Source organism: Aeromonas sp. ASNIH2 (assembly GCF_002934795.1).
Lineage (GTDB): Bacteria > Pseudomonadota > Gammaproteobacteria > Enterobacterales > Aeromonadaceae > Aeromonas > Aeromonas caviae.
Window position 1 is genome coordinate 2,580,755 of the sequence record NZ_CP026406.1, and the last position, 24,439, is coordinate 2,605,193.

25 protein-coding genes, 2 pseudogenes and 1 riboswitch are annotated in these 24,439 nt (G+C 62.8%); of the genes and pseudogenes, 15 read left to right on the forward strand and 12 right to left on the reverse strand.

The genetic code is table 11. From position 1 onward, the window contains the following. Positions 1 to 21: 21 nt before the first annotated feature. Positions 22 to 918 carry a 30S ribosomal protein S6--L-glutamate ligase gene (gene rimK / locus C3F36_RS12155; protein WP_010672657.1) on the forward strand — a complete coding sequence of 299 codons (897 nt, stop codon included), beginning with the start codon at positions 22 to 24 and terminating at the stop codon, positions 916 to 918. Positions 919 to 1,072: 154 nt separating this feature from the next. Here the strand turns inward: rimK and C3F36_RS12160 are convergent, their stop codons facing one another. Continuing rightward, entirely contained in the window at positions 1,073 to 2,329 is a 1,257-nt protein-coding gene (locus C3F36_RS12160; RefSeq protein WP_104451994.1) for a sensor histidine kinase, read from the reverse strand. Further along, positions 2,326 to 2,994, reverse strand: coding sequence for a response regulator transcription factor (locus C3F36_RS12165; RefSeq protein WP_104451993.1), 669 nt, complete (start codon positions 2,992 to 2,994; stop codon positions 2,326 to 2,328). Before C3F36_RS12165 ends, C3F36_RS12160 begins: the two co-directional genes overlap by 4 nt. 90 nt (positions 2,995 to 3,084) lie before the next feature. On the opposite strand from C3F36_RS12165, the gene C3F36_RS12170 reads away from it, so the two are divergent. The 8 genes from C3F36_RS12170 (at position 3,085) to thiH (ending at position 11,223) form a co-directional block, all read left to right on the forward strand. Continuing rightward, positions 3,085 to 3,513, forward strand: coding sequence for a hypothetical protein (locus C3F36_RS12170; protein ID WP_029313554.1), 429 nt, complete (start codon positions 3,085 to 3,087; stop codon positions 3,511 to 3,513). Between the two features lie 78 nt (positions 3,514 to 3,591). Further along, complete coding sequence (locus tag C3F36_RS12175) at positions 3,592 to 4,080, forward strand: hypothetical protein (RefSeq protein ID WP_104451992.1); 489 nt, start codon at positions 3,592 to 3,594, stop codon at positions 4,078 to 4,080. Between the two features lie 62 nt (positions 4,081 to 4,142). Beyond that, positions 4,143 to 4,256: riboswitch (TPP riboswitch) on the forward strand. A 263-nt stretch (positions 4,257 to 4,519) separates the two neighbouring features. Continuing rightward, on the forward strand, positions 4,520 to 6,511 hold the full coding sequence (thiC, locus tag C3F36_RS12180; protein WP_104451991.1) for a phosphomethylpyrimidine synthase ThiC: 1,992 nt from the start codon (positions 4,520 to 4,522) through the stop codon (positions 6,509 to 6,511). Beyond that, positions 6,508 to 8,130, forward strand: a complete 1,623-nt coding sequence (gene thiE, locus C3F36_RS12185) for a thiamine phosphate synthase (RefSeq protein WP_104455139.1) — start codon at positions 6,508 to 6,510, stop codon at positions 8,128 to 8,130. The genes thiC and thiE overlap by 4 nt, the downstream gene beginning before the upstream one ends. Then, the gene (locus C3F36_RS12190; protein WP_104455140.1) at positions 8,120 to 8,899 is read left to right on the forward strand and encodes a HesA/MoeB/ThiF family protein; all 780 of its coding nucleotides are present in this window, start codon (positions 8,120 to 8,122) and stop codon (positions 8,897 to 8,899) included. Before thiE ends, C3F36_RS12190 begins: the two co-directional genes overlap by 11 nt. A gap of 2 nt (positions 8,900 to 8,901) precedes the next feature. After that, a complete protein-coding gene (gene thiS / locus C3F36_RS12195) occupies positions 8,902 to 9,102 on the forward strand; it encodes a sulfur carrier protein ThiS (protein WP_041212233.1) in 201 nt (66 codons plus the stop codon). A gap of 85 nt (positions 9,103 to 9,187) precedes the next feature. Further along, a complete protein-coding gene (locus C3F36_RS12200) occupies positions 9,188 to 9,955 on the forward strand; it encodes a thiazole synthase (RefSeq protein ID WP_045522913.1) in 768 nt (255 codons plus the stop codon). Further along, complete coding sequence (gene thiH / locus C3F36_RS12205; protein WP_104455141.1) at positions 9,952 to 11,223, forward strand: 2-iminoacetate synthase ThiH; 1,272 nt, start codon at positions 9,952 to 9,954, stop codon at positions 11,221 to 11,223. The genes C3F36_RS12200 and thiH overlap by 4 nt, the downstream gene beginning before the upstream one ends. Positions 11,224 to 11,792: 569 nt before the next feature. Here the strand turns inward: thiH and C3F36_RS23305 are convergent. After that, positions 11,793 to 12,425, reverse strand: a complete 633-nt coding sequence (locus C3F36_RS23305) for a hypothetical protein (RefSeq protein WP_199769578.1) — start codon at positions 12,423 to 12,425, stop codon at positions 11,793 to 11,795. Positions 12,426 to 12,563: 138 nt separating this feature from the next. Between C3F36_RS23305 and C3F36_RS12210 the strand changes: the two genes are divergently transcribed. After that, entirely contained in the window at positions 12,564 to 13,511 is a 948-nt protein-coding gene (locus tag C3F36_RS12210) for an IS30-like element ISAs2 family transposase (protein ID WP_019706001.1), read from the forward strand. On the opposite strand, the gene C3F36_RS12215 is transcribed toward C3F36_RS12210, so the two are convergent. The 4 genes and pseudogenes from C3F36_RS12215 to C3F36_RS12230 all read right to left on the reverse strand — a co-directional run bounded on the left by C3F36_RS12215 (position 13,477) and on the right by C3F36_RS12230 (position 15,527). Further along, on the reverse strand, positions 13,477 to 14,187 hold the full coding sequence (locus C3F36_RS12215; RefSeq protein ID WP_104455142.1) for a DUF3644 domain-containing protein: 711 nt from the start codon (positions 14,185 to 14,187) through the stop codon (positions 13,477 to 13,479). The two genes, C3F36_RS12210 and C3F36_RS12215, sit on opposite strands and share 35 nt — an antisense overlap. 259 nt (positions 14,188 to 14,446) lie before the next feature. Then, positions 14,447 to 14,668, reverse strand: a pseudogene (locus tag C3F36_RS23840) (GNAT family N-acetyltransferase); the annotation flags it as partial. 81 nt (positions 14,669 to 14,749) lie between these two features. Further along, positions 14,750 to 15,211, reverse strand: coding sequence for a hypothetical protein (locus C3F36_RS12225; protein WP_233759649.1), 462 nt, complete (start codon positions 15,209 to 15,211; stop codon positions 14,750 to 14,752). Beyond that, positions 15,192 to 15,527 (reverse strand): hypothetical protein, encoded by a 336-nt coding sequence (locus C3F36_RS12230; RefSeq protein ID WP_104451985.1) that lies wholly within the window; start codon positions 15,525 to 15,527, stop codon positions 15,192 to 15,194. The genes C3F36_RS12225 and C3F36_RS12230 overlap by 20 nt, the downstream gene beginning before the upstream one ends. Before the next feature lie 142 nt (positions 15,528 to 15,669). On the opposite strand from C3F36_RS12230, the gene C3F36_RS12235 reads away from it, so the two are divergent. From C3F36_RS12235 to C3F36_RS12245, 3 genes are all read left to right on the forward strand, one after another. Beyond that, a complete protein-coding gene (locus tag C3F36_RS12235; protein WP_104453191.1) occupies positions 15,670 to 15,990 on the forward strand; it encodes a hypothetical protein in 321 nt (106 codons plus the stop codon). A gap of 215 nt (positions 15,991 to 16,205) precedes the next feature. After that, positions 16,206 to 16,790 carry a hypothetical protein gene (locus C3F36_RS12240; RefSeq protein WP_010672673.1) on the forward strand — a complete coding sequence of 195 codons (585 nt, stop codon included), beginning with the start codon at positions 16,206 to 16,208 and terminating at the stop codon, positions 16,788 to 16,790. 406 nt (positions 16,791 to 17,196) lie between these two features. Beyond that, positions 17,197 to 18,087, forward strand: a complete 891-nt coding sequence (locus C3F36_RS12245; protein WP_104455144.1) for a sensor domain-containing diguanylate cyclase — start codon at positions 17,197 to 17,199, stop codon at positions 18,085 to 18,087. A gap of 63 nt (positions 18,088 to 18,150) precedes the next feature. Here C3F36_RS12245 and C3F36_RS12250 read toward each other — a convergent pair whose 3' ends face one another. Further along, positions 18,151 to 18,789, reverse strand: coding sequence for an exopolysaccharide biosynthesis protein (locus C3F36_RS12250; protein ID WP_010672675.1), 639 nt, complete (start codon positions 18,787 to 18,789; stop codon positions 18,151 to 18,153). A gap of 200 nt (positions 18,790 to 18,989) precedes the next feature. On the opposite strand from C3F36_RS12250, the gene C3F36_RS12255 reads away from it, so the two are divergent. Then, a complete protein-coding gene (locus C3F36_RS12255; RefSeq protein WP_039040459.1) occupies positions 18,990 to 19,604 on the forward strand; it encodes an outer membrane beta-barrel protein in 615 nt (204 codons plus the stop codon). 12 nt (positions 19,605 to 19,616) lie between these two features. Here the strand turns inward: C3F36_RS12255 and C3F36_RS12260 are convergent, their stop codons facing one another. Beyond that, entirely contained in the window at positions 19,617 to 19,922 is a 306-nt protein-coding gene (locus C3F36_RS12260; protein WP_041212361.1) for a monooxygenase, read from the reverse strand. Between the two features lie 121 nt (positions 19,923 to 20,043). Here C3F36_RS12260 and C3F36_RS12265 point away from each other — a divergent pair, with 121 nt between their 5' ends. Then, positions 20,044 to 20,400, forward strand: a complete 357-nt coding sequence (locus C3F36_RS12265; protein ID WP_042015355.1) for a winged helix-turn-helix transcriptional regulator — start codon at positions 20,044 to 20,046, stop codon at positions 20,398 to 20,400. Here the strand turns inward: C3F36_RS12265 and C3F36_RS12270 are convergent. The 3 genes and pseudogenes from C3F36_RS12270 to C3F36_RS12280 form a co-directional block, all read right to left on the reverse strand. Next, a complete protein-coding gene (locus C3F36_RS12270; RefSeq protein ID WP_104455145.1) occupies positions 20,372 to 21,406 on the reverse strand; it encodes an acyltransferase in 1,035 nt (344 codons plus the stop codon). The genes C3F36_RS12265 and C3F36_RS12270 overlap by 29 nt on opposite strands. 176 nt (positions 21,407 to 21,582) lie before the next feature. Next, positions 21,583 to 22,203, reverse strand: a complete 621-nt coding sequence (locus C3F36_RS12275) for a PepSY-associated TM helix domain-containing protein (protein WP_104455146.1) — start codon at positions 22,201 to 22,203, stop codon at positions 21,583 to 21,585. Positions 22,204 to 22,259: 56 nt separating this feature from the next. Then, positions 22,260 to 24,297, reverse strand: a pseudogene (locus C3F36_RS12280) (TonB-dependent receptor). Positions 24,298 to 24,439 lie beyond the last annotated feature (142 nt).

Genomic DNA, 24,439 nt, shown 5'->3' on the forward strand with positions numbered 1-24,439 from the left:
ATTATCAGGTCTGCCATTTCCATGAATATTGCCATTTTATCCCGTGAGCCCAACAACTACTCCACCCGCCGTCTGGTCGAGGTGGCCCGGGCCCGTGGGCATCAGGTCGAGGTGCTCGACACCCTGCGCTGCTACATGAACATCGCCTCCCACAGCCCCTCCATCCATTACGAAGGACGGGAGCTGGAGAGCTATGACGCAGTGATCCCGCGCATCGGTGCCAGCATCACCTTCTATGGCACCGCCGTGCTGCGCCAGTTCGAGATGATGAGCACCATGGCCCTCAACAGCTCGGTGGCCATCTCCCGCTCCCGGGACAAGCTGCGCGCCATGCAGTTGCTCTCCCGCCACGGCATCGGCCTGCCGGTGACCGGCTATGCCCACAGCACCCACGACGTACCGGATCTCATCACCATGGTGGGGGGCGCCCCCCTGGTGGTGAAGCTGCTGGAGGGCACACAGGGGATTGGCGTGGTGCTGTGTGAGACCCAGAAGGCCGCGGAGAGCGTCATCGAGGCCTTTATCCAGACCAACAACAATATCCTGGTGCAGGAGTACATCCGCGAGGCCAACGGCGCCGATATCCGCTGCCTGGTGGTCAACGGCAAGGTGGTGGCCGCCATGCGCCGCCAGGCCCAGCCGGGGGAGTTTCGCTCCAACCTGCACCGGGGCGGCACCGCCGAAGCCATCAAGATCACGCCGGAAGAGCGTGCCACCGCCGTGCAGGCCGCCAAGATCATGGGGCTGGATGTGGCCGGGGTGGATATTCTGCGTAGCGCCCGCGGCCCGTTGGTGCTGGAGGTGAACTCCTCCCCCGGCCTGCAGGGGGTGGAAGCCGCCTCCGGCAAGGACGTGGCGGGCAAGATCATCGAGTTCCTCGAGCTCAAGGCGAGCCGCAAGCACAAGCCGGCGGAATGAGTCCCAAACGAGTGTCAGACAGGTAAGCACAGGGCGCCCTCGGGCGCCTTGTTGCTATCTGGGGGGTGGGCTGGAAGGCAGCGGGCTTGCCGGGAAGTGTCTCCCTTCTCCCACTGTGTTGAACAGCCGGGAAGAAGGGCCGGGAATGAGGGGGTTATGCCGCCCCGGGGGCGCCGGGGATCATCACCAGCCGGGCGCTGAAGACCCCCTCCACCAGATGGGTCTCAATCTGCCAGCCCAGCTTCTCGCAGATGCGCTGGATGATGGTGAGACCGCAGCCGTAGCCGAGGATCTGATCCGGCGCGGCGGCGGTGGGGTTGCTGATGGTGAGCACCTGCTCGTGCAGGGTGATCTCGATGTGCCCCTCGGCGTAGCTCAGGGCGTTTTTCAAGAGGTTGCCGAGGGCGATGGCGAGCAGGGAGAGGGGAGCCTGCACCTCGCTCTCCTCGTCCAGTTGCAGGCGAATGTCCAGCGTCTCCCGTTGCAGCAGGGGGGCGAGGCGGGTCAGTTCCCGGCGAATGAGCGGCGCCACCTGCTGGGGCGGGCGCTCCACGGCCTCCTTGCGTCCCAGCAGCAGGAAGGTTTCGGTGAGCAGGGCCATCTCGTCGGCGGCGGCGCGGATGCGGCTGACGGCGCGGGCTGCCGGGGCGGGCAGGTCATTCACCTTGCCGAGCAGGGCCGCGGATCCCTGGATCACCATGTTGGGGGTGCGCAGCTCGTGGCTGGCAAAGCGGCTGAACTCCTGTTCACGGGCAAACACGGCGGCTACCTCGTGCTTGCCCGCCAGCAGCGCCTGCTCTATCTCTCGCAGCTCCTGCCAGGGGGCATCGGGCACGAAGTCCCCCCGATCCGGGGTCAGGTGGGCGACTCGCTGGCGCAGCCGCTCCAGCGGCCTGGTGATGTGACGCACCAGCCAGATGCCGAAGGCGAGGCTCCCCAGCAGCAGGGCCAGACCGATGAGGCGGGTCACCAGATGCAGCTTGGCTTCGTAAGGGTCGAGGTAGTCGTCCGCATCGTCGTTGAACACCAGATAGAGCAGCCCCTGACCCGAGGGGTGGGCGCGTACCAGGAAGTGCTTGTCCTCCCGGCCCAGCTGATGCTCGAAGAAGCCGGGGCTCTGGTAGGCCTTGAGCCAGGCGGGCAGGCGGCCCGCCTCTGTCCAGTAGCTGGAGAACTGGCGCGGGCTGGGGGCGGGGGCAGCCATGCCGAGGCGCAACCAGTCGTCGTCATAGCGGGTTGCCTCCGCCTCCAGCCAGTGGCGCAGGCTCAGCTCCTCCATCTTGTTCTCGGCCACCACCATCAGCAGGCTCAGGATCACCAGCAGCAGCAGACCGGCCCCTCCCAGCGCCAGCACCAGGCGCCGGCGCAGGCTCGGCAGGCCGGAGGCAAGGGGCGGCGTCGGGTTCGTCATGGGGTCACCAGCCGATAGCCCTGGCCGTGCAGGGTCTCCAGCATGGGGGTGGGGAAGGGCTTGTCGAGGGCGCTGCGCAGGGCATAGATGTGGCTGCGCAGGGCGTCGGAGTCGGGCTCCTCGTCGCCCCAGACGGTGTCGAGCACCTCCTGGCGCGTCACCAGCTGGGGGGCGCGCCTCACCAGCAGGGTGAGGATCTGGAACGGGATCTTGCCGAGTTTGAGCTCGACCCCGGCGCGGGTGGCGCGGCCGCTGGCGGGATCCACCGTCAGATCGCCAAAGCAGAGCACGCCCATGTCCCCTCTGGGGCCACGCAGGCTGAGGGCCTCCAGGCGCACCTCCAGCTCCTCCATGGCGAACGGCTTGACCAGATAGTCGTCGCCCCCCGCCCGAAAGCCTGCCAGCTTGTCCTCCAGGCTGTCACGGGCGGTGAGAAAGAGCACCGGGGTCGCGATGCCGTCCGCACGCAGCCGCTCCACGGTACGCAGGCCGTCGAGGCGCGGCATCATGACGTCCATGATGATGACGTCGAAGCGCTCCTGGGCCAGCAGTTGCAGCGCGGCCTGGCCATGATAGGCGCAATCCACCCTGTGCCCGGCCAGCGCCAGATAGTCCATGATGGTCTCCGCCACCTGGGGACTGTCTTCCACCACCAGTATTTTCATGCTCTGATCTCCTGGTCTGTGCCGCTATTTCACGGCCATTTCACACCGGATGGGTCATCCTGTGTGCCAGTGTAACCCCGAGGATCCCCGATGAAGAAGTCTCTCTGCGCCTTCTGGTTATTGATTCTATTGCCTTTTGGTCTGGTGCAGGCGGCCGAGTTCAAGCTCACGGGCCGCACCACCTGGCAGCTTGGCCAGTTGATGGTCAACGGCATTCCCTTCGTGATCGATGAGCGCACCCGCTTCAAGGATGGCCTGGATGAGGACGATCTCGGCGGGACCTGGGTCGATCTGGAAGGGGTCGTGCAGGAGACGGCGGCAGGGGCGCGGCGGCTCGTTCGCGAGGTGGAGGCGCTGGAAGAGGAGGACGAGATGGAACTGGAAGGGCCGGTGGAAGGGGGACGGATCTGGGGTTATGTCACCTCGGATGGGAGCCTCTCCCCGTTCGAGGGACGCTGGCTGGAGCTGGAGTGCAAGTTTGACGGCATGCGCCTGAGCCAGTGCCGGGAGGATGACTGACCGGTCAGGGCGGACCGGGAAAAATTGCCCGTCCGGGGCCATAGTTAAACCTCACCCTGTGACCCCGGACCGCCTGCCATGACCCGAACCGCACTCTGCCTGCTGCTGTTGCCCTTCTGCACCCTTGCCGACGACGCCGAGCTCTGGCTGGTGGAGCTGGAGCACAACGACGGGGTGCGCCTGCAATTCCAGGGGGCTGAGCTGGAGCTCGGCAGTGCCGAACTGCACGGCGTGGCGCTGCCGGACGGGCTCGTGCCCGGCATGCACCTCGCGATCCAGAGCCGCTACGGCGTCGCCGAGACGATCCGGGTGCTCGACGGGGCGCCGGATCCGGCACTCGGGGCCAGCTGGCGGCGGGCGGAGGATCGACTGCTCACCCATAATCAGCAGGCATTGCTGCTACAGGATCTCGGCGTGCTGGTGTTTGATGCTGACACTCGCTGGATCAACGGCAGCGCCGCCGATCTGCAACCGGGTCGCCGCCTGGTGCTGAGCCGGGATGAAGAGGGCCGCCTCACCGATATCCTCATTCCTGACCCCGAGGATCCCCTCGACGCCGAAGAGTGAGACCTCTCTCCCTTTCCCCTTGTTAATGGCTTGTACTTTAAATTTCCCCACTTATACTGGCGCACATCTTGTCGGAGTGCTGACCGTCGAACGACGCTAAGCTGAGACCGTTAATTCGGGATCCGTGGAACCTGATCAGGTTAAGACCTGCGAAGGGAAACAAGGGTAACTTGCGGGTTACCGCGCCGGGGAAGGTACACCTTCCCGTCAGCTGGAGGCAGACCGCCTCTGGCTGGCACAGGCGCACAGGGGGAGGTTGTCCTGTCCGGTTGTCCTTAGGGCGCCGGGTTTCCAGACTAGGAAAACACCGGGACGGCAGAGCAGGGAAGATCCATGCCCGACTCACTCCCCCGAGCACACCCCGCCGCAAGTTCATCTTCTCCTCGAACTCCAGACAAGCAAACACCCATAACTTCAACCAGTTAATGTGAGTTTTGCTATGTCTACCAATGTATCTGATACCACCAAATCCAGCCGCCGCGAGCAGCGCTCCAGCGCCCAGACCTTTATCGACAACTTGAAAGGGATGGCTCACCCCAACTCCCGCCGCATCTTTATCGAAGGCTCCCGCGCCGATATCCGGGTGCCTCTGCGGGAGATCCAGCTGGCCGACACCTTCGTCGGCGGCACCAAGGAAGCTCCCCAGTTCGAGCCCAACGAGCCGGTGCCGGTTTACGATACCTCGGGCCCCTATGGGGAAGAGGCCGCCCCCATCGACGTGCGCCGCGGTCTGCCGCGCCTGCGCGAAGCCTGGGTGCTGGAGCGTGCTGACACCGACGCGCTGGACGGGCTGAGCTCCACCTTCACTCAGGAGCGGCTGGCGGACGAGGGGCTGGATCACCTGCGCTTCGAACATCTGCCGAGCGCCCGCCGTGCCAAGCCGGGCCGCCGGGTCACCCAGCTGCACTATGCCCGCCAAGGCATCGTCACCCCCGAGATGGAATTTATCGCCCTGCGCGAGAACATGGGCCGCGAGCGGGTGCGCTCAGAACTCTTGCGCACCCAGCACCCGGGTCAGGGCTTTGGCGCCAGACTGCCCCAGAACATCACCCCCGAGTTCGTGCGCGATGAGGTGGCCGCCGGTCGCGCCATCATCCCCAGCAACATCAACCACCCGGAAGCGGAGCCCATGATCATCGGCCGCAACTTCCTGGTGAAGATCAACGCCAACATCGGCAACTCGGCGGTCACCTCCAGCATCGAAGAGGAAGTGGAGAAGCTGGTGTGGTCCACCCGCTGGGGCGCCGACACCGTGATGGATCTCTCCACCGGCCGCTACATCCACGAGACCCGCGAGTGGATCCTGCGCAACAGCCCGGTGCCCATCGGTACCGTGCCCATCTATCAGGCGCTGGAGAAGACCAACGGCATCGCCGAAGACCTCACCTGGGAGCTGTTCCGCGACACCCTGCTGGAGCAGGCCGAGCAGGGGGTGGACTACTTCACCATCCACGCCGGCGTCTTGCTGCGCTTCGTGCCGATGACCGCCAAGCGCCTCACCGGCATCGTTTCGCGCGGTGGCAGCATCATGGCCAAGTGGTGCCTGTCGCACCACAAGGAGAACTTCCTCTACGAGCACTTCCGCGAGATCTGCGAGATCTGCGCCGCCTACGACGTGAGCTTGTCGCTGGGTGACGGTCTGCGTCCGGGCTCCGTCTATGACGCCAACGACGAGGCCCAGTTCGCCGAGCTGCGCACCCTGGGCGAGCTCACCAAGATTGCGTGGGAGTACGACGTGCAGGTGATGATCGAGGGCCCCGGCCACGTACCCATGCACATGATCGAGCGCAACATGACCGAGCAGCTGGAGCACTGCCACGAGGCGCCCTTCTATACCCTGGGCCCGCTCACCACCGACATTGCCCCAGGGTACGATCACTTCACCTCCGGCATCGGCGCCGCGCTCATCGGCTGGTACGGCTGCGCCATGCTCTGCTACGTGACCCCCAAGGAGCACCTGGGCCTGCCCAACAAGGAGGACGTGAAGCAGGGGCTGATTACCTACAAGATCGCAGCCCACGCCGCCGATCTGGCCAAAGGCCACCCGGGCGCCCAGATCCGCGACAACGCCATGTCCAAGGCGCGCTTCGAGTTCCGCTGGGAGGATCAGTTCAACCTGGCCCTGGATCCCGACACCGCCCGCGCCTACCACGACGAGACCCTGCCTCAGGAGTCCGGCAAAGTGGCACACTTCTGCTCCATGTGCGGGCCCAAGTTCTGCTCCATGAAGATCACCCAGGACGTGCGCGATTATGCGGCGAAACTGGAAGCCGTGGAGATCAAGCTGGTCGGCATGGACGGTCAGCAGGAGCGGGTGGTGGCCGAGGTGGAGAGCGGCATGGCCCGCATGGCGGAAACCTTCAAGGAGACCGGCGGCGAGATCTACCATCAGGCGGCGACCCTGAAGCAGGCCGCAGGGGAGGAGGCGTGAGCAGCGAGCGCGGGGCTGTCAGCCCCGCCGAACTGTCGCCTGTGACGCAGGCCCGCCCCGTGGTCTGGACCATCGCCGGGTCCGACTCCGGCGGCGGGGCCGGCATTCAGGCCGACTTGCACACGATGCATGACCTCGGCGTGCACGGCTGCTCCGTCATCTCCGCCATCACGGCCCAGAACTCGGTGGCGGTGAAGATGGTCGACCCCGTGCTGATGCAGACCTTCGCCGCCCAGATCGATGCCCTGGGGCTGGATCTGCCACCCGCCGCCATCAAGATAGGCCTGCTGCCGACCCGGCTGCATGTGGAGGTGCTGGCACGCAGGTTGTCGACCGTCGAGGCTCCCTTCGTGGTCTACGACCCGGTGGCCATCGCCAGCACCGGCACCCCCATGGCGGAGCCCGGCATGCTGGTGGCGGTGCGCGAGCACCTGCTGCCGCGCCTCTCCTTGATCACCCCCAATGGTCCCGAGCTGGAAGCCCTGACCGGCCTGCCCGCCACCAGTCCCGAGCTGGTGCGCCTCGCCGCCCGGCGGCTGCGCGAACTCGGCGCTCGCGCCGTGCTGGTCAAGGGGGGCCACCTTGAATGGGGCGGGGATCTCTGCCTCGACTACTACCAGGATGAGACCCGCGAATTCTGGCTCGCCGCGCCGCGCCTCGATACCCGCCACGGCCACGGCACCGGCTGCGCTTACGCCAGCGCCATCGCCGCCGTGGTGGCGCAGGACTATCCGGTGGAGGACGCCATCACCCTGGCGCGTGCCTACCTGCAACAGGGGCTGGCGGCGGCGCAGGGGGTGGGGGCAGGCCCGGGGCCCATCGCCCATCTCGGCTGGCCTGCTGATCTTGCCCACTTCCCCCGTGCCGTGCTGGCGGGCTCACCGCTCGATCGCCGCTTTGGCCTCTTTTCTGTTGAAGGGATGGAAGCGAGCAGCGCCCGTCTGCCGCAGGGCCCCTTTGCGCCGACCGAGCACCACCTCGGCCTCTATCCGGTGGTGGACTCGGTCAAGTGGCTCAAACGCCTGCTGGGGGCCGGGGTCAAGACCATCCAGCTGCGGATCAAGAATCTGCCCGCCACAGAGGTGGCGCCGGCCATTCGTGATGCGGTAGCGCTCGGTCGCCGCCATGGGGCGCGGCTCTTTATCAACGACTACTGGCAGCAAGCCATCGAGGCGGGCGCCTGGGGCGTGCATCTGGGGCAGGAGGATATGGAGACCGCCGATCTCGCCGCCATTCAGGCGGCGGGGCTGCGTCTTGGCATCTCCACCCACGGCTACTTCGAGCTGATGCGGGCCCGCGAGCTGGCCCCCTCCTATATCGCGCTGGGCCATATCTTCCCGACCAACACCAAAGCGATGCCTTCGCGCCCCCAGGGGCTGGCGCGGCTGCACCACTACCGCGCCCTGATGTGCGACTGGCCCACGGTGGCCATCGGTGGCATCAGCGAGGAGCGGGTGGCGGCGGTCAAGGCAAGCGGGGTCGGCAGCATTGCGCTGGTCTCGGCCATCACGGCGAGCGATGACTGGCAGGGCGCGACCGAGCGGCTGCTCGCTGCCGTGGGGGCGGGGGATGAACCGCGCTCGGCCTGCGTGATACGGGAGGCAGAACATGCGCTCTGATGCCGCTTCTCTTAGTGACAAAGAGTATCTGAGATACGGCCGCCAGCTGATGCTGGCGGAGATAGGGGAAGCCGGTCAGGCGCGGCTGAAAGATAAGTCCGTGCTGATCGTGGGCCTCGGCGGGCTCGGCTCGCCGCTCGCCCTCTATCTGGCCGGGGCTGGTGTGGGCACCTTGTGGCTGGCCGATGGCGATACGGTGGATTCCAGCAACCTGCCGCGCCAGATCCTGTTCGATAGCGAGGCGGTCAACCACTCCAAGGCGGAGCTGGCCCGCGAGCGATTGGCTGCCCACAACCCGCTGGTGGAGCTGATCGCCATCAACCAGCGGCTCGATGCCGCCAGCCTGCCGGCGTTTGTGGCCGAGGTGGATCTGGTGATCGACTGCTGCGACAACCTCGCCACCCGCCAGGCCATCAACGCCGCCTGCGTGGCCCAGGGCAAGCCCTGGATCTGTGCCGCCGCAGTGGGCTGGCAGGGGCAGCTGATGGTGCGCACCAGCAGTGATCACGCCTGCTACGCCTGCCTCTATCCGCTGGATACCGAGATCAGGGAAAGCTGCGAGACCAGCGGCGTCACCGGCCCGCTGGTGGGGGTGATGGGCTCTTTGCAGGCGCTGGAGGCACTGAAACTGCTGCTCGGGATGCCGAGCCCGGTGGCGGGCACATTGCGCCGGTTTGATGCCCTGACCCATCAGTGGCAGACCCTCACGCTGGCCCCCGATCCCGATTGCCCGGTCTGCGGCAGCACCCACCCGGCCCTGGAGAATTAACCATGAAGATCCGATTGAACGATATCGAGCTGACGCTGCCCACCGGCCAGCGCCTGACCGAGCTGCTGGCGGTGCAGGAGATTCCCCCTCAGGGGGTAGCGGTGGCCCTTAACGGCGCCGTGCTGCCCCGTAGCCGCTGGGCCGAGACCCGTCTCAATGACGGGGACGAACTCCACCTCTTCACCGCCATTGCCGGAGGCTGACCCATGATGCTCGCAGTCCCATCTTCGCGTGTTCTGCCTTGCGGCGGCACTTCATCTCTTCTTACCACTGTGGCGGGAGGCTGACATGCTCAAGATTGCCGATCACACCTTCTCTTCGCGCCTCTTCACCGGCACCGGCAAGTTTGCCCGCCCGGAACTGATGGCCGCCGCCATCGAGGCAAGCGGCTCCCAGCTGGTGACCATGGCCATCAAGCGGCTCGAACCGGGCAAGGCCCACGACGATATCCTCACGCCCCTTCGGCAACTCGGGGTCAAGCTGCTGCCCAACACCTCGGGGGCCAAGACCGCCGCCGAGGCGGTATTTGCCGCCCACCTCGCCCGCGAGGCGCTGGGGACGAACTGGCTCAAGCTCGAGATCCACCCCGATCCGCGCTACCTCTTGCCCGATCCCATCGAGACGCTCAAAGCCGCCGAGCAGCTGGTGAAAGAGGGCTTTGTGGTGCTGCCCTACTGCGGTGCCGACCCCGTGCTGTGCAAGCGGCTCGAAGAGGTGGGTTGCGCCGCCGTGATGCCGCTGGGCGCCCCCATCGGCTCCAATCAGGGGCTGGTGACCCGGGAGTTTCTCTCCATCATCGTCGAGCAAGCCAATGTGCCCGTGGTGGTGGATGCGGGCATAGGTGCCCCCAGCCACGCCGCCGCCGCCTTTGAGCTGGGGGCCGACGCCGTGCTGGTCAACACCGCCATTGCGGTGAGCGGCGACCCGGTCGCCATGGGCCGCGCCTTTGCGCTGGCCTGCACTGCCGGGCGCAGCGCCTATGAAGCAGGTCTCGGCGCCCGTGCCCTGCAGGCGCAAGCCTCCAGCCCGCTTACCGATTTTCTGGGGGCGTTATGAGTCAGCATGCCAATGACCCCACCCCGACCCTCCCCTTGCCAGGGGAGGGAGTGTCGACTCCGCCCTCTTGTGAAGTAGGAGAGCGGGGGGGCGGATTAACACCTCCCCCTTGTGAAGGGGGAGGCCGGGAGGGGGTTGAGAGAAAGTCGGAGAGTTTTCTCGATAGATGGCAGGAGCTGGAGTGGGACGATATCGGCATGCAGATCCGCGCCAAGACCGCCGCCGATGTAGAGCGGGCGCTGACTACCTCCCGCCGCACCCTGGCGGACTTTATGGCGCTGATCTCGCCAGCTGCCGAGGCGTATTTGCCGCAGATGGCGGCCGAGGCCGAGCGCCTGACCCGCCAGCGCTTTGGCAACACCATCGGCTTCTATGTGCCGCTCTATCTGTCGAACCTCTGTGCCAACGACTGCACCTACTGCGGCTTCTCCATGAGCAACCGCTTGAAGCGCAAGACCTTGAATAGCGAGGAGATTGAGCGCGAGTGTCTGGCCATCAAGGCGCGCGGTTTTGACAGCGTGCTGCTGGTGACCGGCGAGCACGAGCACAAGGTGGGGCTCGCCTATTTTCGGCAGGTGTTGCCCATCATCCGCCGTCACTTCAGCACGGTGGGGATGGAGGTGCAGCCCCTCTCCCAAGACGAATACGCCGAGCTGAAAACCCTCGGCCTCGATGCCGTCATGGTCTATCAGGAGACCTACCACGCCCCCACCTATGCCCGCCATCACCTGCGCGGCAACAAGCAGGACATCGCATGGCGCCTCGCCACGCCGGATCGGCTCGGCCGTGCCGGTATCGACAAGATCGGGCTGGGGGCGCTGATCGGTCTCTCTGCGGACTGGCGTGCCGACAGCTACTTTGTCGCCGAGCATCTGAGCTGGCTTGAGCGCCACCACTGGCAGAGCCGCTACTCCCTCTCCTTCCCGCGCCTGCGCCCCTGCACCGGGGGGTTGGAGCCTGCCGTGGTCATGTCGGATCGCCAGCTGGCCCAGCTTATCTGCGCCTGGCGCCTCTTCTCGCCGACCCTGGACTTGTCCCTCTCCACCCGCGAGTCGGCCACCTTCCGTAACGGCGCGGTGCGTCTTGGCATCACCCAGATGTCGGCCGAGTCGCGCACCCAGCCGGGTGGCTATGCCGAGGGGGATAAAGAGGAGCTGGAGCAGTTCGCCATCCACGACGACCGCCCGGTGGGGGAAGTAGCCGCCGCGGTGCGGCAGGCGGGGTTGCAGCCGGTGTTCAAGGACTGGGAACCCTTCCTGGGCCGATAGGGGCGGCCACGCCCCCCCTTTGCTGGGCAGCCCCCCCGGCATGGCGGCCGGACTCCGCTGCCTGCGGCAAGTCTGATGGCACGGCGTCGCCGTGCCGTCGTAGGTTTGATTAGCGAAGCGTAATCAGACGTTCGCGGAGTTTGTCGAGGTGACTAGCCGTAGGGTCGATTAACCGTCAGGCGTAATCGTCCGCTCCGTGTGATGGGGGAATGGCACGGCCTTGCCGTGCAGGACGCGAGGCCGTCGGCCTCGAAGGGGTTTCGCCCGCCCTTCGGGCTTGGGCGAGTAACTTTTCTTTGCGTGGCCAAAGAAAAGTCACCAAAAGAAAGGCCACCCCCGCCAATCCGACCGCTACGCGGTTTCCCTCGGGTCAGGTGCAAGGTCGGACGGACCGCCGCAGACGGCACATCCCTGTGCCGGCTGCGTCTGCGCCATCATCCCTGATGGCGCTCCTTACCTTGCCCCTTCCCCTCGGCGGATTGGAGGGGGAACAAATACCGGGCCCACCATAACCTCAAGGGGAATGCAGGTGATAACTAGATCTGAACAAACTAGACCTGTACAGATTGTTAATTTTTTTGTTTTCTTGCGAGGTTATAGCTCCTCTTGGCATTTATTAAATAGTCACAGTGTTCCATTATTTTTTTGATAAATTCTTCAACTAGTTCAATGGAGTAATAGTGTAGTTCTGGGTTTGCATTTTTGTAATGGAACTTGTTGTTGCATGACTTCCACGAATTCTTGAATGCGACAGCATCGAAACAATTTTTATTTATTAGTGGGGCTCCTGTTTTATTGTGATGTGATAAATGCTTTTTAAGAATCGCTTCATCATATCTGTCTTGTAGGCGAGAGTTTATTTCATTGATTGCATCCTTCTGTAAGAACGGGTGGGTCTTTTCTCTGTCGGTTGGTTTTTCTATTATTAGTGCTTGCCTGAGGGCTTCAATGCCATCCTCAGCTCTGGTTAATGCTATTGTATTCCCTTGAGCATCATCGGTAGCAAATATAAGTTTTACATTAAGTGGGATGGCAAACTCAATGTCATTGCTTTGATTTACCTCATTCTCGATAGACGTTGCTAATTCTAGGATGTCATCAGCTATGTCACCATAAGTTGATTTCATTATGGATATAGGTGGTGATTTAAACTCACCAACTAAAGAGATCATGCCCGTGTGGCTATTATTTATAAATGACACCTCAGTGAAACTTTCGAATTGTGAAGTGTAGTTCGGGAATTCAGATAATAAGTGCGACACTCATGGATGAATGGCGAGAGGTGGCCAACTGCTGATTGGTGGTACCCTTATGCTCGCCAAAGTAAAAGCAGTATCACCATGAGCTATCAGCAGTTGACCGAGGGGCAACGATACCAGTTATCGGTGCTTCGCGCACAGGGGATGTCCATCCTTGCCACCGCACGCGCCATTGGCGTTCATCGCTCCACCCTCTACCGGGAGCTGCGTCGTAACGCCGGGCCGCAGGGCTACCAGCCAGACAATGCGCATCAGCACGCCACCCACCGACGGGCCAGTGCGGCCAAATCTCGGCTATCTGCCGATGTCATCCAGTTTGTCGAGCTGACACTCGCCTGGTGGTGGAGCCCGGAGCAGATAAGCGCGGTGGGCAAGCAGATAGGCCTCATGGTGAGTCACGAGTGGATATACCGCCATGTGGCCGCCGACAAAGCCCGGGGTGGCCAGTTGTACCGCCATCTGCGCCAGGGCCACAAGCGCTACCGCAAGGGGGCGAGCAGCCTGCGTTCTCCCATCAAGGAAGCCCGCTCTATTGATGAACGGCCGGCTATCGTCGATAGCCGGGAGCGGCTCGGTGATTGGGAGGCGGACACGGTGCTGGGCAAGCAAGGCACAGGTGCACTGGTCACCCTGGTGGAGCGCAAGAGCCGGCTCTATCTGGTCAAGCGGGTCGCGAGCAAACAGGCTGGGGTGGTGCGGGATGCGATAATCGAGATGTTAACGCCCTACATCGAGCAGGTGCATACCATCACCTTTGACAACGGCGGCGAGTTTGCCGAACACAAGGCGATAGAGGAAGCGCTGGGTGCCGAGACTTACTTTGCGCACCCTTACTCTTCGTGGGAGCGCGGTCTGAACGAGAACAGCAATGGGCTGTTGAGGCAGTTTATCCCAAAGGGAACAGACCTGAGAGAGGTCACGGACGAGGATGTCAGGAGAGCGGAGCAGTGGCTCAACCTACGACCTCGGAAATGTCTCGGATTCAGGCAGCCTGTCAAGGTATTCGAAGAGTACCGTCAGGCGGCATAGGCGAGTGTCGCACTTCGAAGTTGAATTCGCGGTTAAGGACGCCAGACTGAAATACTCTGGAAATAATTCCTTGTATCTCAGGCATAAGTAGATGAACAGCCTGATCTCTAAAATAAGCAACCTGCTCTATATTTTTTCTTATCTTAGAGTTGGAAGGATAATACCTTTCTAAGCACTCTCGTAAGGATATAGTTTCTTTGAATCCTTTAGTCTTAGTTCTAAAGATAGATTTTTCACCATCTCTTTCTATTAGTGCAGCTTTTAAAAATTGCTCCCACGCTGTGCAAAAACACATTGAGAAAGCATCCATCTTGTTTTCTAAGGATGGTCTGTTGTATAACTCCAAGGCAAGGAGCATGTTGTCTTGTGATTTTGCCAATAATGCTTTGGCTAACTTTGATCTGCAGTTGTGACCTAGTCCCCTCCTGTTTTTGGATTGGGATAGCAATTTTGAAAACTCTACTTCTGATATATTTTGGCAGTTAGATGCATCATATAAACCATCAGGAGTTTCACTGATGAAGTCTGCTAGCTGACCTTTTATCCAATAAGTTCTGAATGTTGTTGCTTTCCATCCTGTCGCAGAAAGAACATCTTCTAGGGAGAAAGGGACTCCATTTTTTTCTTTTTCTTGAAGAAACAGGAACAAAGAAGAAAGGGACTTACTTATTTTCATAAACACCCCGATTCAATGATTGTCTATTATGCATTCAAAATTGTCTTGTGGCAGTGTAGCTTTAACGATTCGTAAGCTGAAGCATTTGAGCCTTTTAATGTGAGGTGGTGCACCTTCTAGATCGTCTATGCGAAATGATGGAATGTGGATTCTGAGGTATTCTCCCTTTTTATTGGGGGCCGAAATTCAATCTGTAGGGCTGAGATCTAAATTACGATGATCATCACTCACCTCAGATAATCCTGTAGGGTTATCTCCGTTAAGAAATTTTGCCTGCGGTAACAAGGGTATAAATATGCGCATCAAGAGGCTGACCATGGAGGAATATGCGGTTCCTCGCCCGACACTCAAAGGTAGCCCCTACAGCGATGGCAACAGCTTTGTTGGCGATGTTGCCAACCCCCATCACGCTCTCCAGTCGAAATAGACCCAACTGCTGCAAACCAAAGCCACACAGCAGGGTGGCCGCCTGCCGGGCGACCCGTTGCCGATGTTCATGTCCGACATAATCCGCACCTTATCACCCATGCAGACATAGTGACCTACGGTACTACTTCTCTTGTCAGGGCGTGGCGCTGCCCAGTTGCTTGAGGTAAGCGGTCAGTGAGAATGGCTGAGCAAATTCCTTCATGCCTGCCAGCCTGTCCAGCTCCGCCTGCCCCATCTGCTGCAACTGGGTTTGCTGGGCTGGCGTCAGGGTGGTAGTCCTCGCCTTGATCAAGGTGTCGAGAAAGGTGCGGTCTCCCTCTACCGCCTGATGGAACGCTTTGAGCGCCAGCGCATCGACCTCTGCTGCGGTGCAGCGCTCCATGCTTTTCTCATGAAGATAGATAAGCACGGTCACTTGTTGTTCCCTCTCCAGTGACCAGAAGGGGTCGCTTTTCGTGGGCAGAGTGGTGCCGTGTTGCGACTTGATGGCTTCGCACCGCTCAAATGCCGGGTCCAGATCGTGCAGTGACAGCGCCATGGCGCCTTGGCAGGCGAAGAGCAGCAGAAGGGCAAATTTACTTGTTGTATGAGGCATGGACACATTTCCAGAACTGGGATTCTTTACCTGCTGAAGACCATGCCATGGGTTCAACAACCTGATTCAGTTTGTGGCGCAGGATATTGGGGATGCCTTCCATCGCCTGGCCATACAACTCCCAATCGTAATCACTGATGTTGTAGGCAACGTCCTTGGCACTTCTCGGGTCGCTGAAAATCGTATAAAGCGGTGTGGCGGAAACGGCGACAGCCAGTTGATTGGCGCTGTCTACAAGCTGGTCCATTTGCTCCAGGGCATCGATTGAACGGGAGCTCAATGTCAGTCCTTTGATCGGACATGTAGCTATCCCCATGATACTCTCCTGCTTTATCGGACATGAATGAGGCCAAATTGGATATCATTTATGCAACCGATGATCAAATTAAAAGCTGAAAAATGAGAGTCATATCGCCCTGTGTCGCGTGATGCCGAGCATGAAGAGATAGGCATTGATCATGATGTTATTGGTTGTTGGGCTTGTTGCAGGTAGCTACCTCTTGTCGGGTTGGGGGCGCTTTGCAGAGAGGCGTTTTGTATGTGGGTCATTCTTGATGCTCCTGTATCTTGCCCTCTATTACCTTTTTCCTTCTGATCTCGTCGGTAGCTCCATCCATCAAGGGCGTCTGGGGCAATATCTGCCGGTCTTGTCCTACGCCGCCATCTTGTTTGGTGAAGCCATTTTTCCCTTCGACAAGGGAAGGTATATCCCTTGGGTAGGTGTTGGTGGGTTGATCGCCGCCTCTCTCTATCACCTGGTGTTCTTCGCTATTCAGTAGCGCAATATGGTCACAACGGCGGTGTTGCGCTCAGGCCTCATTTGATTCGAGGCATTCTCTGGCACTGTCTGTTCGCCAGTCTCTGTCGCCCCCTGCCCATGTGCGCATCGACCCGGGGCGGGTTTGTCTCTAGCATGGAGGGGCGGCGGAGTCTGGCTCCGTCAAAATGGATGATGGACGAAGTGCGCCTTGCACACTTCTGGCGGAGAGAAAAGATGAAGCTGCGTTCCTTGTTGATGGTGGGTGCCCTGCTGCTGGGCGGATGTGCGGTCAATCCCTATGGGGGGACGCCTGCGCCGGTCGGCGAGCCGGACAAGCCGGTGACCAAACCAGAGAAACCCGTGGCCGAGCCTGACAAGGCCGAGCCGGTGCCTGCTCCCAAACCCGTGGCACCGACGGGGCTGGCGGTCGCCCTGGCCGATGACTTCCTGAAGGCCGCCGATGTGCAGGCGCTGGCGGGCAGCAGCCCGGTACTGCTGCTGATGGCGCCCCAGAACGGTACAGGTGAGCCCTTCAGCACCCAGCCCCTGGCGGTGGCCATGATCCAGCGCATTCAGGCCAATAGCGGCTTTCGTTTCGCAGACCCGGGTCAGGTGGCGGCCATCACGGGTCAGCTCGAATACCAGCAGGGGGGCATGAACCCCGCCTCCCTGGTGCGCCTGGGTCGCCAGACCGGGGCGGGTTACATGCTCTACGGGGATCTCCTCTCTGAAGGGGGCCGCTACCGGCTCGCCATGAGCCTGATGGATCTCAAGAGCGGCGAACTGCTCTGGAACGCCAGTCGATCCGCGGCCCGCTGATGCCGGCTCGCCATGAGCCTGATGGATCTCAAGAGCGGCGAACTGCTCTGGAATGCCAGTCGATCCGCTGCCCGCTGATGCCGGCTCGCCGGATCCCACTTGACCGGGATCCGGCCCTGCCCCCCTTGTCCGGGGGCGGGAATACCCTTGTGGTTCCCCTGGCGTCACATGCGTTGGTATGTCGCACTGCCTGAAGGCAAAAACACCTTCCTGACTGTCTGACAACTCTGGTTCTGACAGCATCCCCGATTGCTACCATTCACTTTGCCGGAGGCTTGTCCGGTGAACACGTCACCGATCGCATCCTTCCCGCCCGGCAGGCAGCTTTCTGCCCCTGTGCGATACTCCATGAGTCTTGTATAACAGGAGTACAGGGACCCACTCCCACGGATAGCAAGGAGCTCGGATGGCGCTCTCAGTGGCACAACTCTACGAAGTGATGGCCCAGTTGCCGGATCCCGTTTTCATCCTCAGCGAAGATGGCTACTACATCGAGTACATCGGCGGGATGGAGCAGCAGTCCTACCAGAACGGCAACCCGCTGATCGGCAGACAACTGCTGGACGTGCTGCCCGAGGACAAGGCGCAGTGGGTGATGGCGCAGGTGGCTCAGGCCCTCGTCAGCGGCCAGGTGCAGGTGGTGGAGTACGACCTCTCCCCCGCCGAGGTGGATGGCATCGACGCCGACGCCGGGCCCCAGGGAATGCAGCGTTTCGAGGGCAAGATAGCGCCCTTGCCCTCTTTATATGAGGGGAAGCGGGCGGTGGCCTGGATGACCCGCAGCATCACTCGCCAGCACGAGCTGCAACAGCGGCTCAAGCGGCTCGGGGAGACGGATCAGCTCACCGGCCTCTACAACCGCCACTTCTTCTTCGACCAGTATCACCATAAGGTGCAGGGGCAGCATCTCACCGGCCTCATCATGCTGGATCTCGATCACTTCAAGCAGATCAACGATCGCTTCGGCCACCAGACCGGTGACAAGGTCTTGTGCCGGGTCTGCGAGTGCGTCTCCGCCCAGTTGCGGGGGGAGGATCTCTTCGTGCGCAGCGGTGGCGAGGAGTTTCTGATCCTGCTGCCGCAGATCGACGAGGGGATATTGCTGAAGGTGGCGGAGCGGATCCGCGCCGCAGTGGCGGCCATGGCGCCGGATCCCGCCCCCGTGACCGTGAGTCTGGGCACCACCCTGATCCGGCCGGGAGAGGATCTTGGCACCGTGCTGGCCCGGGTGGACGAGTGGCTCTATCGGGCCAAGCGGGGCGGGCGCAACCGGGTGGCCCACGATGGGGCGCCCTGAGGGGCGCAGTGAACAGGAAAGAGGGCGACCCGGGGTCGCCCTCTTTCATTTGGCCGGGTCAGATCAGCCGAACAGGGTCGAGATATTCTGCCCCGCCATCAGCAGGCCGATGGCCAGGGCGCTGAACCAGACCAGGGTAGCAGCGACCAGGGCATAGCCAAGGGCGACGAAGAGCCCGTCCCGCTGCAACATGCCGATGGCCAGCAGCAGGATGGCCCAGGCGGGCATGGCGTTGGTGAAGGGAATGGCGCCCAGCGGCAGCATCAGCAGCAGGGCGGCCAGCATGATGAGCAGGCCGTTGCAGCGGTTGATGGTCACGCTGCCGGTCAGGATGAGCAGGCGCGGGCGGATGAAGCGGTCGATGCGGGCCAGCAGATCCGCCCCCTTGTGCAGGGTCGGCTTGAGGTGCTCGGCGGCGAAGCGGCGCTCCATCAGGAAGGCGGGCAGCCAGGGCACCCGGTTGAGGGTGATGCCGATGCCGATGAAGAGGATCAGCAGGCCAAAGGGGGTGCTGACGCCGGGAATGGAAACCGGCAGCAGGAAGGGAACCGTGAGCAGCACGCAAAACAGCAGCATGCCCTGCTCGCCCACCAGGGCCAGCATCTGGCGCAGGCTGATGTGGCTCTCCTCGATGGCGTGGGCGGTGGCCCTCAGAGTATCGGAGAGCGTGCTTTGGGGGTCGTTGAGTTGCGCGGCAACCATTCCTGAGATCCTCGTCTGTTGATGCCACTGCTGTGGCGCCGCCAGCTTACGGGGACGAGGTTAATCCCGGATGAATAACCCCGGGGAGCACAGATTTTTCCATCGGGAGCGGGGCAATGAGGCTGGTACAGCCCCCGTCCAGTGTGGGAGACGGGCGCTCTGATATGCTTTGCGCAGGTCTTTCACCAAAGGATGAGCACATGAGAGGAGCGATGGGGATGGTGCCGGGGCTGCTGCTGCCCCTGGCGGGCTGGGCAGCCGAGCCCCCGGCGACGGGCTGGCAGCTGACTCCCTTTGCGGGATACAGCTCGGCCATCGACTTTCGGGCCATGGACGAGCCGGCCCCCACGCCACACGGGAGCGACATCGACACCCTGCAAGGGGAGCGCTCCGGCAGCTGGGGGCTCTTCATCAGCAGGGAGGTGGATGACCCCGGCATGGTGGAGCTGCTCTACAGCCACCAGTCGACCCGGGTGTCCCCCGAACTGCCCGACAGGCTGACGGTGGACACCCTGCAGTTTGCCGGGGCCCTGACCCTTTCTGACCACCTGATGGCCCCCTATATCGGTGCCGGGATCGGGGTCACCCGCTTCGATGCCTACGACAGCGAGACGGCCCCTTCCATGTCCCTGGCCCTCGGGGTGCAGCCGCGCCTGACCGAACATCTGGCCGTGCGGGCCGAGGTGCGCGGTTATGGTGCCCTAGTCAACGACGACAGCCAGTTTCTCTGCAACCCCGAGATCTGCGCCTTTCGGGTGCGAGGGGAGCTGATCACCCAGTGGCAGGCCAATATCGGCTTGACCCTGAGGTTCTGAGCCCCGCTCGGACTAGGCGATGCCCTTGGTGACGCGGCTGAGGGGCTCGTTGACGTCGAACACCTTGTACTGCACCGCGCTGGCGCCCATGGCGAGCACCCGCTGCTCATGCATGGTGGCGTAGGCGAGGGCGCTCCCCTCATCCTCGAACAGATAGATGCCGCCCGCCTCGCCGGTGCGCGGGTTCTCGGTCCAGATCTTGGAGATGAAGCCGGGCTCCCGGGTGATGGAGTCGGCCAGCGGCATGGCCGCAGCAGTGAGGGCTGGTCCCATCATCTGGGCGGGGAAGTTGAAATGGATCTGTAGCAGGCTGGGCATGATAAACCTCTCGTGGGCGTTGATTGGCGGAATCCGCATCATAGGAAGCCAGCATCTTGGCTGCAAGAAGGCACATTTTCGTGGCATAGTTACCGCAAAGTAACCACTCACGAGCCATACCGTGCCCTCACTGCCCTGTCCCGCCTATCAGGTATTGCGCCTGCTGACCGGCAAATGGAAGCCGGCCATTCTGTTTCATCTGCGCGAACAGACCCTGCGTTTTGGCGACCTGCGCCGCTGCCTGCCCGAGGTGAGCCAGAAGGTGCTCACCGCCCAGCTCAAGGAGCTGGAGAGCGACGGTGTCATCATCCGCACCCTCTACCCCGACGTACCGCCCAGGGTGGAGTACAGCCTGAGCCCCCTTGGCGTCGCCCTGATCCCCCTGCTTCAACAGATGCACGATTTTGCGCTGAACCACGTTGATCTGCTGGCTGGTCAGGGTCCTGTTTCTAGCGAGCCCGCAGCAACCAGCGGCTGAGGGCGGTGGCCGCCAGCAGTCGGTAGCCGAGCAGAGTGAGCGCCAGCAGCGCGGGTACCTTGAGGAGTTCCCACCACACCTGCTTGCCCTGGGGGCCGAAGATCATCAGCCACACCACCAGCATCATGTGCAGACAGTAGAGGCCGAGCACCTTGGGGGCCTGGCGCTCGAGCCAGCTGCCCTGGCCCCAGCCGGGGTTGGCCAGCAGCAGGCCGAACAGCCCCAGCGCCCAGGGAAGCGAACCCAGCAGGTAGTCGTGGCGATTGAGGGGCACGGCGGCAGCGCGCAGCAGCCCTGCGGCCTCCAGGGCGTAGAGCCCCATCCCCACCATCATCATCAGGGCGCAGCGCCTGGCGTCCGGCTGCCAGGCACGCAGGCGCAGCTCGGCGCCAAGCGCCACGAACAGCAGGGAGAAGAAGGGGCCGTTGCGGGTCAGCAGGGCCCACTCGCCCCCGAGCAGCGAGCCATAGGAGCCGCCGATCAGGGCCAGGGCGTAGAGCAGGGCCCCCAGCAGCAGGGCCAGCCTCGGCAGGCGGACCTGCTGGCAGAGCCCCAGGATCAGCACCGCCACCATCAGGGCGGGCAGGAACCAGAGGTGGATCATGCCGCCCACCCACCAGACGTTGAGATGATCCCCGAGCTGCATCTGCCACTGGCCCGCCATGGCGGGCAGGTAGCCCTCGCTCACCGCCGCGAGCGGGTTGAACGGTATCAGCACGTAGAGCAGGCTCCACGCCAGCCAGAGCCCCAGCAGGGGTCGGCAGTAGCGCAGTGCGACCGTCAGCGGGTGGCCCGCGGCGAGGGCGGGTTGCAAGAAGTAACCGGCGCACAGGAAGAACAGCGGCACCGCGAAGCGGCAGAGCTGGTTGATGACGGCCCCGACCAGAGGGTAGGGCGTGCCGTCCCACAGGGCGGGGTCGAAGGGGTTGCTGAAAGGGGAGAGATGGATGGTCATCACGGCCAGGATGGCCACCACTCGCCCGCATTCGATGCTGGAGATGCGCATGATTCCTCGTGGCGTTCGGGAGCTGGGCGCACCCTATCAGCCGCAGGTGCTCCCTATCCAGCCGCCTGGTCGCCAACTGTGACCCCCATCGGCGGCCGGTTACCCTTTGTTACCCGAGGTGCGGGCAAGGTTACCGCCGCCGGGAGCAGGATCCCGTTTTGGTGTCGGTAAAAGGGCTAGAGCAGGGCCACCAGCACGGTGACCAGGGCGCCCAGCAGCAGCAGGGCGATGCCGCGACCGGCGGGGCCGTGCAGCTTGTTCCACATCAGCAGGCTGGTGAGGGCCAGCAGCAGCATGGCCAGGGCCGCCAGATCGCCCACCAGTTGCCAGGGCAGGCCGGTGCCCATGCCACGGTGCAGCCGGTTGAGGCTGGCAGCGAAGTTGGCCTGCTGCAGCTCGGTGCGCACCAGCAGAGTGCCTTCCACATAGCTGGCGGCCACGCTCTGGCTGAGGGTGACACCGCGCAGCTCCCAGCGGGCCGGCAGGGTGAGGGCGCCGGATGGTGTGGGCAGGGTCTGGGGCGGGGTGATCTGGGGTCGCCCCTCCTCGAACATGTCTGCATAACGCTGTTGCAGCAGGGCTTTCAGTTCATCCGGGCTGGCCAGCGGCGTGCTCAGCACTATCTGTCCGCTGGATTTCCCGGTGTGGGGGCCGGGCAGGGGCAGCACGGCCCTGTGTTGCAGCCAGAGGCCGGTGAGGCCGTAGAGCAGCATCAGGGTGAGGGTGGCAAAGCCGGCCCAGGCGTGGATGCGGCGCACCCACTTGTTGTTGTGCAGGGGGAGTCTTCTGGGTGTCATTGCTCGTGTGTCACAGAGAGCCTGGCCAGCGAAAGGCTGGCCAGGGGAGGGGAGAATTAGAAACGGTAGGCGGCGGTCAGGTGCAGCTGACGGGGCGTGCCCGGCATGATCTGGGCCGCGCTGGTGGCGCTGACGAAGTAGTCGTGATCGGTCAGGTTCTCCACGCTCAGCTGGGCTTCCCACTGGGGCCAGCGGTAGCCGGCACGGGCGTCGAAGCGGGCGTAACCGGGCAAGGTGGTGGTGTTGGCGTTGTCGGCGAAGCGATCCCCCACCGCCGTCACCCCGGTCTCGCCGAACCAGCCCTGCTTGCCGCTCTGGTAGCCGGCGAACAGCTGGCCGTTCTGGCGGGAGACGTTCATCGGCCGCTTGCCTTGCAGGTCCGCATCCGCCTTGACCTGCTCGGCATCCTGGATGGCGACGCCGCCGCGCAGATAGATCTCGTCGGTCAGCTGGGCGCGGGCGCTCAGCTCTATGCCGTCGGTGCGCTGCAGACCGGTGAGGATCACTCGGGTGGGATCCAGCGGATCCTTGCTGCGCTTGTTGTACATCTCCAGCCGGTAGAGGGAGAGGGTGGTGGCGAGGCGGCCGTTCAGCCAGTCGCTCTTCACGCCCCCTTCATAGAGCTGGGTGTGCTGGGGATCCAGCTGGTTGTTCTTGTCCCCCGGGGTGATGCCGATAAGCTCCCCGCCCACCGGGGTGAAGGTCTTGCTGTAGGAGGTGTAGAAGGCGTGCTCCTCGATGGGGTTCCACACCAGGCCCAGGCGCGGGCTCAGGCTGGTGACCGAGAGGGTCTCCTCCTTGTCGAGGTCGTTGCGGCGGCTGGTGACGGTGAAGTCATCCCGGCGCAGACCCGCCAGCAGGTGCCAGTCGCCCAGGCTGAGCTGATCCTGCACGTAGAGGCCATAGCCGCGCACCCTGTGATGGGCGTCGCTGGAGAGTTTCATGGCGCCGTCGTAGGTGGGCAGGGAGCCCGGATCATAGAGGTTGCCTGCCGGGATCGGGTTGGCATTCTGGTAGAGCTTGGGGGTGCGATCCTGCCAGCCCTGCTCCAGGCCCACCAGCAGACGATGGGCGATGGGGCCGGTTTGCAGCTGGCCTTCCGCCTCGGTGTTGCTGGTGAGGCTGCTGGCCTTGAGATCCTGCTGCCAGCGGGCGCGGGTCACCTTGTCACCCTTGACGCTGGTGACATAGGTATTGTCGAACTGGCTGTCGAGGGTGGTGTAGCCGAGCTGCTGGCGCAGTTGCCACTGATCGTTGATGTCCCAGGTGAAGCGGGAGCGGGTGGACTGGGCCACATCGTCGATGAAGTCGCGGCGGGTGTCGCTGTAGACGCTCTCGATGGGGACATCCGCCGGGCGACCATCGACGCCGGGAATGCCGCGATCCGGGGTGCGATCGTGCTCGTTGCGCTCGTATTGCACCAGCCAGTTCAGGGTGTCGGTGATCTCCCAGTTGACGGAGGGGGCCAGCAGGGTGCGCTTGCTGGTCACGTCGTCGCGAAAGCTGTCTTTGTCTTCCTGGGCCAGGTTCAGGCGCACCTGTACCCGCTCTCCTGCCTCGCCGTTGAGATCGGCGGCGAAGCGTCGGCTGTCGAAGCTGCCGACCTGGGCGCTGACGCTGGAGGCCTGCCCCTTCTGGGGAACCTTGCTGACCCGGTTGACGATGCCGCCCGTGCTGCCACGGCCGTAGAGCACGGCGGCGGGGCCCTTGAGCACTTCGACTCGCTCGGTGTTGCCAAGGTCGCGGGTGTATTGCATGTCGTCGCGCAGGCCGTCGAGGTAGAAGTCATTGCTGGCGCTGAAACCGCGGATGGTGACGCCGTCAAAGCGGGTGTCGCCGCTGGCGTTGACGCCAGGGATGCCGGTCAGGGCTTCACTCAGGGTGGGCTGGCCGAAGGCGGTCAGCTTGCTTGCCTTGACGCTCTCGATGCTCTGGGAGCTTGGCCGGGGTGGCGGTACGGGTCGCGGTGGCGACCTCTTCATGTTGGCTGCGTTTGCCGACCACGGTCAGAGTTTCGTCTTCGGCACGGGGGCTGGTGCAAACCGCCAGCAAGGCGACGCCCAGCAAGGCGCGCGGGGGGTTGGAATGGTTCATCTGGGTGTGACTCTTTGTCGACCAATCGGCCTGAACTTGTTGATTTATTTGTAATTATTGATTTCTCTCATCGCGAGAGGTTGCTAATGATATTGATTTTCATTTACCTTGCAAGGAGAAGATGCAAGAAAAAGAGATCATT

Bases quoted from the DNA above. Each gene is read 5' to 3' on its own strand.
- rimK (WP_010672657.1), top strand. From the start codon at position 22: ATGAATATTGCCATTTTATCCCGTGAGCCCAACAACTACTCCACCCGC.
- C3F36_RS12160 (WP_104451994.1), bottom strand. From the start codon at position 2,329: ATGACGAACCCGACGCCGCCCCTTGCCTCCGGCCTGCCGAGCCTGCGC.
- C3F36_RS12165 (WP_104451993.1), bottom strand. From the start codon at position 2,994: ATGAAAATACTGGTGGTGGAAGACAGTCCCCAGGTGGCGGAGACCATC.
- C3F36_RS12170 (WP_029313554.1), top strand. From the start codon at position 3,085: ATGAAGAAGTCTCTCTGCGCCTTCTGGTTATTGATTCTATTGCCTTTT.
- C3F36_RS12175 (WP_104451992.1), top strand. From the start codon at position 3,592: ATGACCCGAACCGCACTCTGCCTGCTGCTGTTGCCCTTCTGCACCCTT.
- thiC (WP_104451991.1), top strand. From the start codon at position 4,520: ATGTCTACCAATGTATCTGATACCACCAAATCCAGCCGCCGCGAGCAG.
- C3F36_RS12190 (WP_104455140.1), top strand. From the start codon at position 8,120: ATGCGCTCTGATGCCGCTTCTCTTAGTGACAAAGAGTATCTGAGATAC.
- thiS (WP_041212233.1), top strand. From the start codon at position 8,902: ATGAAGATCCGATTGAACGATATCGAGCTGACGCTGCCCACCGGCCAG.
- C3F36_RS12200 (WP_045522913.1), top strand. From the start codon at position 9,188: ATGCTCAAGATTGCCGATCACACCTTCTCTTCGCGCCTCTTCACCGGC.
- thiH (WP_104455141.1), top strand. From the start codon at position 9,952: ATGAGTCAGCATGCCAATGACCCCACCCCGACCCTCCCCTTGCCAGGG.
- C3F36_RS12210 (WP_019706001.1), top strand. From the start codon at position 12,564: ATGAGCTATCAGCAGTTGACCGAGGGGCAACGATACCAGTTATCGGTG.
- C3F36_RS12215 (WP_104455142.1), bottom strand. From the start codon at position 14,187: ATGAAAATAAGTAAGTCCCTTTCTTCTTTGTTCCTGTTTCTTCAAGAA.
- C3F36_RS12225 (WP_233759649.1), bottom strand. From the start codon at position 15,211: ATGCCTCATACAACAAGTAAATTTGCCCTTCTGCTGCTCTTCGCCTGC.
- C3F36_RS12230 (WP_104451985.1), bottom strand. From the start codon at position 15,527: ATGGGGATAGCTACATGTCCGATCAAAGGACTGACATTGAGCTCCCGT.
- C3F36_RS12235 (WP_104453191.1), top strand. From the start codon at position 15,670: ATGATGTTATTGGTTGTTGGGCTTGTTGCAGGTAGCTACCTCTTGTCG.
- C3F36_RS12240 (WP_010672673.1), top strand. From the start codon at position 16,206: ATGAAGCTGCGTTCCTTGTTGATGGTGGGTGCCCTGCTGCTGGGCGGA.
- C3F36_RS12245 (WP_104455144.1), top strand. From the start codon at position 17,197: ATGGCGCTCTCAGTGGCACAACTCTACGAAGTGATGGCCCAGTTGCCG.
- C3F36_RS12250 (WP_010672675.1), bottom strand. From the start codon at position 18,789: ATGGTTGCCGCGCAACTCAACGACCCCCAAAGCACGCTCTCCGATACT.
- C3F36_RS12255 (WP_039040459.1), top strand. From the start codon at position 18,990: ATGAGAGGAGCGATGGGGATGGTGCCGGGGCTGCTGCTGCCCCTGGCG.
- C3F36_RS12260 (WP_041212361.1), bottom strand. From the start codon at position 19,922: ATGCCCAGCCTGCTACAGATCCATTTCAACTTCCCCGCCCAGATGATG.
- C3F36_RS12270 (WP_104455145.1), bottom strand. From the start codon at position 21,406: ATGCGCATCTCCAGCATCGAATGCGGGCGAGTGGTGGCCATCCTGGCC.
- C3F36_RS12275 (WP_104455146.1), bottom strand. From the start codon at position 22,203: ATGACACCCAGAAGACTCCCCCTGCACAACAACAAGTGGGTGCGCCGC.